Genomic DNA, 6,960 nt, shown 5'->3' on the forward strand with positions numbered 1-6,960 from the left:
TCAAAGGCATAAAAAAACCCGCCTAAGCGGGTTCCTCAAGACCATTGCGACATCCTGTCGGCAGCCATCCTGGCGTATGGTCGATCATCCGTGATCCTGAGCACTTCCTGTGCTTCAGTTGATGGATCCAGATTAGACGCATCGTTGACGCTTCAAAAGACGACATACCACCGGCTACGTGTAAGCCATTGACCATTCAGCGCCTGAAACGGGCTTCAGTTTTCTGCAGACGAAAAAAAACCCGCCGAAGCGGGTTTTTCCCAAGACCATATCGACTCCCTGTCGGCAGCAATCCTTGCTATGGTCGATCGTCCGTGACCCTGGAGCACTTCCTGTGCTTCAGTTGATGAAGCTAGATTACGCTTCGGATCCAATCTGCAATAGAAGACTTAGCTACTACTGCGTGTAAGACATTCGCTATAGCCGCCCTTCCGAAAACTCCTAGCCGAGCCAGCCATTATGCCCTGAAGCCCCGATTTACGTGGCCTGCAGCCATCAGCCGCCCTGACGCTCATGATCCTTAGTGTCTACCAGAAATTTTTCGATATTGCTCATCTGCTCATCCCAACCCCGGCTGTCCATGCGGAACGCCTTGAGCCTGCGCGACTGAGGGATGTGATCGAAACCAGACTCGACAACCGTCAACAACGTGCCTTCGTCCATATCCTGGAGTTCGAACTTCACCAGCGTGGTGGGCTCCTGGGAGTAATCGGTTTCCGGCTCCACCGCATACGGGTGCCAGCGAAACGAAAACACCCGCTCCGGCTCGACCCGCTCCACCAGTACATTCCACAACAAGTGCTCATAACCAGGGTAAGTAATCTGCCCTTGGGTCCACTCGCCGGCAACAAAGCGCTTACCTTCGAGTGCCACGCCGAACCATTGCCCGAAGGCTTCGGCATTGGCCAGCACACGCCAGACCTGCGAGCGCGGCACCTTGAGCAGGATTTTCCTTTCGATGCGATCTGATGCTGGGTTCATAAGTCACCTCCTGTATTGAACAGTAGGCCTGTAAAGACCATAAGACCAACCTTAAAGTTGTATCAAACGGGTGCGGCAATCACCCGTACCTGAAATATTCGGCCTCAGTTTTGGCCATAAGTTCTGGTTTGAAGGGGGAGTCGGCGAGCCGAAACTGCTAACGTTTGCGGCGACGTGGAACCTTACAAGGAAGATTCATGCAGCCCTCACTCACGGAACGTTATCGCGCAACCCTGCTGGGGCTTGCTTGTGGGGATGCCGTTGGCACCCATGCCGAATTCCAGCCGCGCGGCTCATTCGCCCCTCTGACCGATATGGTTGGGGGCGGCCCGTTCAATCTGAAGCCAGGCCAATGGACCGATGACACGTCCATGGCACTTTGCCTGGCAGAAAGCTTGTTGAACAAAAAAGGTTTTGATGCGGCCGACCAAATGGGCCGTTATCTCAACTGGTGGCAATGGGGTTACCTGAGTTCAACCGGCGAATGCTTCGACATCGGCATGACCGTCCGTGAAGCGCTGGCTCGTTATCAGGAAACCGGTCAGCCATTCGCGGGATCCACCGATCCCTATACGGCCGGCAACGGTTCGCTGATGCGATTAGCGCCAATAGTGTTGTACTACTTTCCCGACCCCGACCGGATCAGGAGGTTTTCCGCAGACAGCTCGCGCACTACCCATGCGGCGCCGGAGGCACTTGAATGCTGTCAGTTGCTTGCCGATCTGATCCGCAAGGCATTGCAAGGCGCGCCCAAGCCGGATTTGCAGAGCCTGCCAGAGACGACGTTCGTGGAACCGAAGGTCGCGAGCATCGCCCGCGGCGATTACCTCGGAAAATCCAAAGACGATATTCGCGGTACCGGTTACTGCGTTGCATCACTGGAAGCGGCCTTGTGGTGCTTTCACCACACTGACAGTTTTGAAGCCGCCATCCTCGAAGCCGCGAACCTGGGCGATGACGCCGACACCACTTCCGCCATTGTCGGCCAGTTGGCCGGGGCTCACTACGGTGTGCAGGCCATCCCTGACGGCTGGCTAGCGAAGTTGCACATGCGCGAAGATATCGAAGCCACGGCTGACGCCCTATTTCGGGCAGCCACCGCTGCTGCCATCTCGGCCACGCAACCAGGGAAACCCCATGAATAATTTGCATGGCAGCTGCTTGTGCAAAGCCATCGAATACGAACTTGATGGCCTCGACATGCCCATCAGTCACTGCCACTGCCACACCTGTCGCAAGGCACACGCAGCGGCATTCGCCTCGACGGCCGGGGTCATGCGTGAGCATTTTCGCTGGATAAAAGGACAGGACCGGCTAAGCACCTATGAGTCGTCGCCGGGCAAGCTTCGGCATTTCTGTTCGATCTGCGGATCGCATCTGATGGCAGAGCGCTTGACCCAACCCCATGTAATCGTTCGCGTGGCGACTCTCGACGATGATCCGAAAATGGCACCTCAGGCTCATATCTGGACGTCCCATGACGTGTCCTGGCTTGAATATGAATCGAATGAGAAGTGTCTGGAGTGGCAGGTATAAATTCTGAACAGCGCAGCGCTTTTGTGGCGAGCGGCAGATTCGTTGATTAACCATCCGCTTCGCTACACTGCACCTCAACTTTCCAATGTCCCCACGAGAATCACCCATGCACCCACGCTTTCTCCTGGCACTGACGCCGCTGCTGTTCACCACCGTGGCGCATGCCGTGGACTGTGCCGATGCGAACGATCAGGGCACCATGAATCAGTGCGCCGCCGAGCAGTACAAAGCAGCTGATAAAGAGCTGAACACACTTTACCAGCAAATCACCAAACGATTGAAAGACAATCCTGATGCCAAGAAGCTGCTGGTCAGTGCGCAACGCAACTGGGTGGCGTTTCGTGATGCCGAGTGTGAGTTTTCGACCTCTACGGTGTCGGGTGGCAGTGTGTATCCGCTGATCTACAGCTTGTGCACCACCAACCTGACCAAGGCGCGCGTCGAAACCTTCAATCGCTACCTCACGTGTGAGGAAGGCGATATGAGTTGCCCGGTGCCTGGAGCTTGATGCTGCAGTGATCTTGAGGGCCTCTTCGCGGGCAAGCCTCGCTCCTACAGGGGGCTTCGCCCGTAGAGGTACTCGGCGGTGGCCGGATCCTTCTCGGCTTCGGGATTCACGCCGCACCGCCAACGTGGTGCGGCGTGACGCAGGTTCAGCGGTAAAACGGAGGGTGAATGCCTTTGTGAGCCTCGATTTCTTGCCGCATATCAGCCACCAGCGATGCAATCGCGTGGGGGCTGTCCAGTGTCCATACCGGAACATGAGTGGCCACCAGATCCACTTTGCCGGTCATGCAATCGCAGACCCGAATCGTCAGGGACTGGTCCGCCTCCATGCTGCAAGTGCACACGGCGGGCAGAAAACTGTGTTCAATGATGTTTTGAATTTCCAGGGTTGAAAGGAACATCGCTACCTCCCTCACGCCAGATGTGTGACCCGGGCAAATGCTCCGTCATTCACTCTTTAGCCCAAAAATTCTAATCCTCAATAGCAGGTGTCTCAAGACCGTAACAGGTTGTTCGTCGTCTCATTGGTTGTCGGGATTTGCGACAAACTTGGGGGCTGCCCGGCAGGGCAGGCGAGCTGAGATAATGTTCGCAATCGATTAACCCGCCAGCACATACTCAATCTTTGTGAGCCTGTGCTGTGAAGCCTTGATCGCTTAGACGTGAGGGTCGCCCGGCCCTTTGCTCGGCACAGCGTATTGCGGCTTCAGGTGACCGTCCTGATCGAGTAGCCAGGCATCCATGATCTGCCGCACCACAGGACCGGCAACGCGACCACCGGCCTCGCCGTTTTCGATCATGACCGAGATGACAATCTTCGGATGTTCGGCCGGGGCGAAACCGACGAACAAGGCATTGTCACGGTTGCGCTCCAGGGTTTTCGCCCGGTTGTAGCGCTCACCCTGTTTGATCGCCACCACTTGCGCGGTCCCACTCTTGCCGGCGATACGGTACTGAGCCCCCGCCGCTGCCGCGCGGGCAATCCCGCGAGCGTCGTGCATCACCATCTGCATGCCGTGGTTGACCTGCTCCCAGTCACGCGGGTCCTTGAGCAGGATGTTCGGCATCGGATGCTCGTCCACCGGCGCTACGCCATCCACCGTTTTGGCCAGGTGTGGTCGGTTCCATACACCTTTGTTGGCGATCAGCGCGGTGGCTTGAGCTAGCTGCAGGGGTGTGACCTGCATGTAGCCCTGACCGATGCCGAGGATCACTGTCTCACCAGGGAACCACGGCTGACGGCGCGTGGCGCGTTTCCAGGCCTGGGATGGCATCAACCCCGCAGACTCTTCGAACATGTCCAGCGAAACCTTCTCACCGAGGCCGAACATCGCCATGTAGTCGTGAAGACGGTCGATGCCCAGCTTGTGCGCCAGGTCGTAGAAGTAGGTGTCGTTAGAGCGCATGATCGCCGCGTCCATGTCCACCCAGCCATCGCCACTGTGGTTCCAGTTACGGTATTTATGATCGAAATCCGGTAGCTGGTAATAACCCGGATCGAAGACGCGGGTCTGCGGGGTGACCACCCCGGCGTCGAGGCCGGCGATCGCCACTTCCGGCTTGATGGTCGAGCCCGGCGCGTATAGCCCACGCAGCACACGATTGAACAGCGGCCGGTCGATGGAATCGTGCAGCGCCGCGTACTCCTTGAAGCTGATGCCCGTCACGAACATGTTCGGGTCGAAGCTTGGCTTACTGACCATGGCCAGCACTTCACCAGTCGAGGGATCGAGAGCAACCACCGAGCCACGGCGATCGCCCAACGCCTCCTCGGCAGCTTCCTGAAGTTTGACGTCGAGGCTCAATACGATGTTTTTGCCGGGGACCGGATCGGTATGTTTGAGCACTCGCAACACGCGACCCTGAGCGTTGGTTTCGACTTCTTCATAACCCACATGGCCGTGCAACTCGGGCTCGTAGAATTTCTCGATGCCGGTTTTGCCGATGGATTGGGTGCCACGGTATTCCACCGTATCCAGGGCTTTGGATTCTTTCTCGTTGATGCGGCCGACGTAGCCGATCGAGTGTGCGAAGTGTGCGCCCATCGGGTAGTGGCGAACGAACTGTGGCTCTACGTCGATTCCTGGCAAACGGAACTCGTTGACTGCCAACACCGCGATCTGTTCTTCGCTGAGTTCGTAGAACAAGGTGACGGGCACGAAGGGGTGTCGAGCCTGCTTCATCGCCTTGTCGAACAGCGTGCGGTCTTCAGCCGGCAGGTGCAGGAGGTTGACCACCTCATCCAGCTCTTCTTTGACGTCGGAGGCGCGTTCGCGAGTGATGGTCAGGTTGAAACTGGGCCGGTTGTCCGCCAGTACCACGCCGTTGCGGTCGTAGATCAGCCCGCGGGTAGGGGCGATCGGCAATACGTGTACACGGTTGTTTTCGGAGATCGTCGAGTGGTAGTCGTACTCGACCACCTGCAGAACATACAGCCGCACCACCAGCGCGCAGGTAATAGCGACGACGAACAAGGCGCAGGCCATCAGTCTTTTGTTGACCAGGCGCGTCTCTTTTTCGTGGTCCTTGATTGGTATTGGCTCAGGCATTTCTGCAGCGGCTCTTTGACTATAGAGGAGATGCCGATCCGTAGGCTTGAAATCAGTCCGTTAAAAAACGAGCTGCACCATACCAAAAACGGCGCGTCACTTTAGCGCGTCAGCCAAAATTTCATAAACGATGCAGCTATCACCAGGAAAAGTGGTCGGGATATCCCTTTATTTGCCGCGGCACTTTCCTGCGGACAAAACAAAACCCCTACCTGCATACGCAGATAGGGGTTTCGGAATTTAATCTTGACGATGACCTACTCTCACATGGGGAAACCCCACACTACCATCGGCGATGCATCGTTTCACTGCTGAGTTCGGGATGGGATCAGGTGGTTCCAATGCTCTATGGTCGTCAAGAAATTCGGTAGCCAGGTCGTTTGCCTTGCGGCTCACGCTCCAGCGAATGGGTATGTGATAGATCTGGTGTTTTGTGAGTGTCACAAACTTTCGGTTCGTTTCGTCTTCACACACCGCAATCTGGCGTCCCTTTTTATTTATAAAGAAGGGTCAGCAAATTGCTTGGGTGTTATATGGTCAAGCCTCACGGGCAATTAGTATTGGTTAGCTCAACGCCTCACAGCGCTTACACACCCAACCTATCAACGTCGTAGTCTTCGACGGCCCTTCAGGGGACTCAAGGTCCCAGTGAGATCTCATCTTGAGGCTAGTTTCCCGCTTAGATGCTTTCAGCGGTTATCTATTCCGAACATAGCTACCCGGCAATGCCACTGGCGTGACAACCGGAACACCAGAGGTTCGTCCACTCCGGTCCTCTCGTACTAGGAGCAGCCCCTCTCAAATCTCAAACGTCCACGGCAGATAGGGACCGAACTGTCTCACGACGTTCTAAACCCAGCTCGCGTACCACTTTAAATGGCGAACAGCCATACCCTTGGGACCGGCTTCAGCCCCAGGATGTGATGAGCCGACATCGAGGTGCCAAACACCGCCGTCGATATGAACTCTTGGGCGGTATCAGCCTGTTATCCCCGGAGTACCTTTTATCCGTTGAGCGATGGCCCTTCCATACAGAACCACCGGATCACTAAGACCTACTTTCGTACCTGCTCGACGTGTCTGTCTCGCAGTCAAGCGCGCTTTTGCCTTTATACTCTACGACCGATTTCCGACCGGTCTGAGCGCACCTTCGTACTCCTCCGTTACTCTTTAGGAGGAGACCGCCCCAGTCAAACTACCCACCATACACTGTCCTCGATCCGGATAACGGACCTGAGTTAGAACCTCAAAGTTGCCAGGGTGGTATTTCAAGGTTGGCTCCACGCGAACTGGCGTCCACGCTTCAAAGCCTCCCACCTATCCTACACAAGCAAATTCAAAGTCCAGTGCAAAGCTATAGTAAAGGTTCACGGGGTCTTTCCGTCTA

The 6,960-nt window shown here is 56.2% G+C and carries 6 protein-coding genes and 2 rRNA genes; 3 read left to right on the forward strand and 5 right to left on the reverse strand.

The annotated features are described in order from the left end of the window. Nucleotides 1–495: 495 nt before the first annotated feature. On the reverse strand, nucleotides 496–981 hold the full coding sequence (locus F6R97_RS07120; RefSeq protein WP_038982309.1) for an SRPBCC family protein: 486 nt from the start codon (nucleotides 979–981) through the stop codon (nucleotides 496–498). 197 nt (nucleotides 982–1,178) lie between these two features. Here F6R97_RS07120 and F6R97_RS07125 point away from each other — a divergent pair, with 197 nt between their 5' ends. From F6R97_RS07125 to F6R97_RS07135, 3 genes are all read left to right on the forward strand, one after another. Beyond that, complete coding sequence (locus F6R97_RS07125; protein ID WP_038982308.1) at nucleotides 1,179–2,126, forward strand: ADP-ribosylglycohydrolase family protein; 948 nt, start codon at nucleotides 1,179–1,181, stop codon at nucleotides 2,124–2,126. Continuing rightward, a complete protein-coding gene (locus tag F6R97_RS07130; protein WP_038982307.1) occupies nucleotides 2,119–2,517 on the forward strand; it encodes a GFA family protein in 399 nt (132 codons plus the stop codon). The genes F6R97_RS07125 and F6R97_RS07130 overlap by 8 nt, the downstream gene beginning before the upstream one ends. Nucleotides 2,518–2,623: 106 nt before the next feature. Continuing rightward, the gene (locus F6R97_RS07135) at nucleotides 2,624–3,025 is read left to right on the forward strand and encodes a lysozyme inhibitor LprI family protein (RefSeq protein ID WP_038982306.1); all 402 of its coding nucleotides are present in this window, start codon (nucleotides 2,624–2,626) and stop codon (nucleotides 3,023–3,025) included. Nucleotides 3,026–3,170: 145 nt separating this feature from the next. On the opposite strand, the gene F6R97_RS07140 is transcribed toward F6R97_RS07135, so the two are convergent. The 4 genes from F6R97_RS07140 to F6R97_RS07155 all read right to left on the reverse strand — a co-directional run. After that, nucleotides 3,171–3,425 carry a DUF1652 domain-containing protein gene (locus F6R97_RS07140; RefSeq protein ID WP_030131459.1) on the reverse strand — a complete coding sequence of 85 codons (255 nt, stop codon included), beginning with the start codon at nucleotides 3,423–3,425 and terminating at the stop codon, nucleotides 3,171–3,173. Nucleotides 3,426–3,680: 255 nt separating this feature from the next. Further along, nucleotides 3,681–5,573, reverse strand: a complete 1,893-nt coding sequence (gene mrdA / locus F6R97_RS07145; protein ID WP_048396707.1) for a penicillin-binding protein 2 — start codon at nucleotides 5,571–5,573, stop codon at nucleotides 3,681–3,683. 244 nt (nucleotides 5,574–5,817) lie between these two features. Beyond that, a 5S ribosomal RNA gene (gene rrf, locus F6R97_RS07150) occupies nucleotides 5,818–5,933 on the reverse strand. Between the two features lie 173 nt (nucleotides 5,934–6,106). Beyond that, nucleotides 6,107–6,960, reverse strand: a 23S ribosomal RNA gene (locus F6R97_RS07155); the annotation flags it as partial.

It is taken from the genome of Pseudomonas sp. JV414, from assembly GCF_032424305.1.
Classification (GTDB): Bacteria; Pseudomonadota; Gammaproteobacteria; order Pseudomonadales; family Pseudomonadaceae; genus Aquipseudomonas; species Aquipseudomonas lini.

Bases quoted from the DNA above. Each gene is read 5' to 3' on its own strand.
- F6R97_RS07130 (WP_038982307.1), top strand. From the start codon at position 2,119: ATGAATAATTTGCATGGCAGCTGCTTGTGCAAAGCCATCGAATACGAA.
- mrdA (WP_048396707.1), bottom strand. From the start codon at position 5,573: ATGCCTGAGCCAATACCAATCAAGGACCACGAAAAAGAGACGCGCCTG.
- F6R97_RS07125 (WP_038982308.1), top strand. From the start codon at position 1,179: ATGCAGCCCTCACTCACGGAACGTTATCGCGCAACCCTGCTGGGGCTT.
- F6R97_RS07140 (WP_030131459.1), bottom strand. From the start codon at position 3,425: ATGTTCCTTTCAACCCTGGAAATTCAAAACATCATTGAACACAGTTTT.
- F6R97_RS07120 (WP_038982309.1), bottom strand. From the start codon at position 981: ATGAACCCAGCATCAGATCGCATCGAAAGGAAAATCCTGCTCAAGGTG.
- F6R97_RS07135 (WP_038982306.1), top strand. From the start codon at position 2,624: ATGCACCCACGCTTTCTCCTGGCACTGACGCCGCTGCTGTTCACCACC.